Raw genomic sequence first — 2,587 nt, 5'->3', positions numbered from 1 at the left:
TCCTCTTCTGATGAGTAGGGATGGCTGATTCAAATCAAATCCTTACCTGGCTTGGGCAACAGCTGCAAGAATCCAGGGAGTAGGATGGTCAACATTGCACCAAAGGGGTAATGGCTTGCGATCATAATAGTGATCGAATATAAGCTATGACTGATTGCCCAATAGCTTACAAGGACGGGCGTTGAATAGTAACCAGCAAAATGCCTCATTTAACCAAACCCCAAGCTGCAGTGTTGAGTATGGGTCGCAATGGGTACGCTATCACCCATTGTTGTGGGTTATCAACCGTATCAGCTTTTCTGGCACAACTGCTTGATAAGCAAGAGTTCACGGTCAGACAGCAATTACGAGAATGGTATAAGGAGCGTAGTGATATAGGTGGTAGAAAACGTAATGAACTGGATGTAACCGCGAGTTTTGCACCATTGTTGCAATGGCTATTAAGTTGGTGGCCAACGGATCACAAAAACATCGTGTTAGCTGCAGATGCCTCAACACTGGGAGATCGCTTCACCTTGTTAGTGGTTTGCGTGGTTTATAGAGGTTGTGGCATACCAGTGGCGTGGAAAGTAATCGTTGCCAAAAACACATGTTGCTGGCCACCTTACTGGTTGAAGTTATTTGAGCATCTTCAGCCTGGGATTCCCTCAGTAGGGTGTGTGGTTGTCACCACTGACAATCGCTTGTATGCTCCGGTGGTTCTATGAGGCAATTGTTGCCCTGCAATGGCATCCGTTCATGGGCATCAATGCTCAAGGTTACTATCAGAGCAAGCTCTCCTGTGGGTTTGTGCCACTCAAAGGATTGATCACTGCACTGGGTCAGTCTTGGGCAGGGATGATCACTTGTTTCAAAAATAACTCACTCCAATGCACCCTTTTGGCTCGGTGGGATGAAGACTACAGCGACCCATGGTTAATTCTGACAGACTTAGAGCCAGACCAAGCTGAAATCTTGTGGTATGGCATGGGCAGTTGGATTGAGTGTATGTTCAAAGATATCAAGCGCGGCGGACTACAGTGGCATCTGACCAGGATCAGTGATCCCAAGCGAGCAGAACGAGTATGGTTGGCGATAGCAGTAGCGACGTTATGGTTAGTCAGTGTCGGCGGAAAAGCTGACGACAAGCTATTAGCTAGCAGTTTACAATTGGCCCAGCCTATGGACAATAGCACTGGTCAATCTCGTATCGGAGTCTGAGGAAAGTTCATCTCCTAAATCATTGAAGACCAGTGCACCTCGAAAACTCAGTTGTTTCCGGCGAGGACTAATTAGAATTTTAGCGGCGGCATTTAAGGGGGAACCTTTGCCCATCGGGAGTTTTGTCCCTGATTTTTCAGCCTCCCCAGCACAAGTTCATGTCTTTAGTTCTGGATGAATCTTAAAAACGTACCCTTGTAAGGATGGGGAGATGGGGTGATGGGGTGATGGGGTGATGGGGAGGGAAATTAATCGTAGGGTGGGCAGTGGCTAGCAAGGGAATTGGCCAACAGCCGTAAAGCTATCATCAGCCACTGCCCACCAGCTGCCCACCAGAATCGGGAATCAGCGTGTAGGTTGGGTTGAGGTACGAAACCCAACATTTATGCTGGCTTTGTTGAGTTTCACTCCCAGATCCGCTGTTCCCAGATCCGCTGTTCCCAGATCCGCTGTTCCCTGTTCCCTTTTCCCTTTGCTAAAGTACGGTAGAGGGAACACTATTGGTTAAGGTGGTCAATCTGATGGTACAACTGACCCAAAAATTTCAAAGCTTTGACGAGTATTTATTATACAATGATAACTCTGAAAAATTCTATGAGTTATTTAATGGAGAGTTAATTGAAATGCCTCCAGAGTCGGGATTTAATGTTGAAATTGCTACGTTTTTATTGATTCAGTTTGCTTTACTTGTAGGTCATCGTAGAGTCAGAGGTCAAGGATTAGAGTTAGAAGTTAGAGGTGAACCCAAAAACCGTTATCCGGATTTGACGATAATCCGAGAAGAGCATATTCAACAATTATCAAAGCGAAATACCATTCGCCTCTCTATGTCACCGCCTTTATTAGTGGTTGAAGTGGTTAGCCCTGGAGAATTACAACGAGAGCGAGACTATATTGCGAAAAGAATCCAATATCAGGATTGTGGCATTCCTGAATACTGGATTGTGGACCCGGAAAGTCAAAGTATCTTGGTATTAGAACTGAAGGGTAATACTTATACAGAAGTGGGTAACTTTTCGGGTAATGAGTTAGTATTATCTCCTGGATTTAAAGAAATTACTTTGAAAGTGTCTGAAGTTTTTGATAACGTTTAAAAAACCTATGATACTACAACTTAACCAAAAATTTCAAAGCTTTGACGAGTATTTATTATACAATGATAACTCTGAAAAATTCTATGAGTTATTTAATGGAGAGTTAATTGAAATGCCTCCAGAGTCGGGAGTAAATGTTCAAATTGCGAATCGTATTTTTCTGATTTTTGCGTTGATGCTCGGCACAGACAGAGTCAGAGGGCAAGGATTAGAGTTAGAAGTTAGAGGTGAACCGAAAAACCGTTATCCTGATTTGACCATTATCCGAGACGAGCATATTCAACAATTATCAA

5 protein-coding genes are annotated in these 2,587 nt (G+C 44.0%); 4 read left to right on the top strand and 1 reads right to left on the bottom strand.

Annotated elements, in window-relative coordinates; genetic code table 11:
• Positions 1–200 precede the first annotated feature (200 nt).
• Together F6K49_RS40470 and F6K49_RS40465 are read left to right on the top strand one after the other, a co-directional pair.
• Complete coding sequence (locus tag F6K49_RS40470) at positions 201–707, top strand: hypothetical protein (protein ID WP_075903647.1); 507 nt, start codon at positions 201–203, stop codon at positions 705–707.
• Complete coding sequence (locus tag F6K49_RS40465) at positions 664–1,200, top strand: hypothetical protein (protein ID WP_198954201.1); 537 nt, start codon at positions 664–666, stop codon at positions 1,198–1,200. Before F6K49_RS40470 ends, F6K49_RS40465 begins: the two co-directional genes overlap by 44 nt.
• A 248-nt stretch (positions 1,201–1,448) precedes the next feature.
• Here the strand turns inward: F6K49_RS40465 and F6K49_RS40460 are convergent, their stop codons facing one another.
• Positions 1,449–1,583, bottom strand: a complete 135-nt coding sequence (locus F6K49_RS40460) for a hypothetical protein (RefSeq protein WP_293084352.1) — start codon at positions 1,581–1,583, stop codon at positions 1,449–1,451.
• 138 nt (positions 1,584–1,721) lie between these two features.
• Here F6K49_RS40460 and F6K49_RS40455 point away from each other — a divergent pair, with 138 nt between their 5' ends.
• Positions 1,722–2,294 (top strand): Uma2 family endonuclease, encoded by a 573-nt coding sequence (locus F6K49_RS40455; protein ID WP_293106499.1) that lies wholly within the window; start codon positions 1,722–1,724, stop codon positions 2,292–2,294.
• Between the two features lie 10 nt (positions 2,295–2,304).
• Positions 2,305–2,587, top strand: a 283-nt coding sequence (locus F6K49_RS40450; RefSeq protein ID WP_293106495.1) for a Uma2 family endonuclease, incomplete at its 3' end; no start/stop codon positions are given.

Source organism: Moorena sp. SIO3I6 (assembly GCF_010672095.1).
Note: the sequence above shows the minus strand (reverse complement) of the source record. Positions and strands in the feature narration are given on the sequence as shown.

Excerpts from the sequence above, each read along its gene's own strand:
- F6K49_RS40470 (WP_075903647.1), top strand. The coding sequence starts at position 201 with ATGCCTCATTTAACCAAACCCCAAGCTGCAGTGTTGAGTATGGGTCGC.
- F6K49_RS40455 (WP_293106499.1), top strand. The coding sequence starts at position 1,722 with ATGGTACAACTGACCCAAAAATTTCAAAGCTTTGACGAGTATTTATTA.
- F6K49_RS40460 (WP_293084352.1), bottom strand. The coding sequence starts at position 1,583 with ATGTTGGGTTTCGTACCTCAACCCAACCTACACGCTGATTCCCGATTC.